Annotated in this window: 1 protein-coding gene; it reads right to left on the bottom strand. The window is 66.5% G+C overall.

Annotation, left to right across the window (positions count from 1 at the left end):
* Window positions 1-371, bottom strand: a 371-nt coding sequence (locus tag HWX39_RS35865) for a helix-turn-helix domain-containing protein (RefSeq protein WP_244135169.1), incomplete at its 3' end; no start/stop codon positions are given.
* Between the last annotated feature and the right edge of the window lie 2 nt (window positions 372-373).

Below are 373 nucleotides of genomic sequence, written 5' to 3'. Positions count from 1 at the left end.
CCGTCGATCTGAATCAGTTCGCCCAAGCAGGCGCGCCGGGCCCGCGGCTGATAGACCTTCGGCGGCCGCTGCCGGCGTGGCACCCACAAACCGGCATCCGTCATCAGCCGCCGTACCGTTTCCTTGGCCAACTGGATGCCATGGCACTCGGACAACTTCTCGCAGGCCAGCGTCGGGCCAAAATCCGCGTAGCGCTCGCGAATGATCGTCAGCGCTCGCCGAGCCAGTTCCTCGTCCAATCGCCGGTTCCCCGGACGACCACGTTTGCGCGACGTCAGTCCAACCGCGCCAGATTCCCGGTACCGAATCACTAGCCGTTCGATCTGCCGGACCGTCAGGCCCAGTCGTTCGGCCGCGCGGCCAGGCTTCAGCC

This window comes from Burkholderia sp. BCC0322, assembly GCF_902833045.1.
Taxonomy (GTDB): Bacteria; Pseudomonadota; Gammaproteobacteria; order Burkholderiales; family Burkholderiaceae; genus Burkholderia.
Note: the sequence above shows the minus strand (reverse complement) of the source record. Positions and strands in the feature narration are given on the sequence as shown.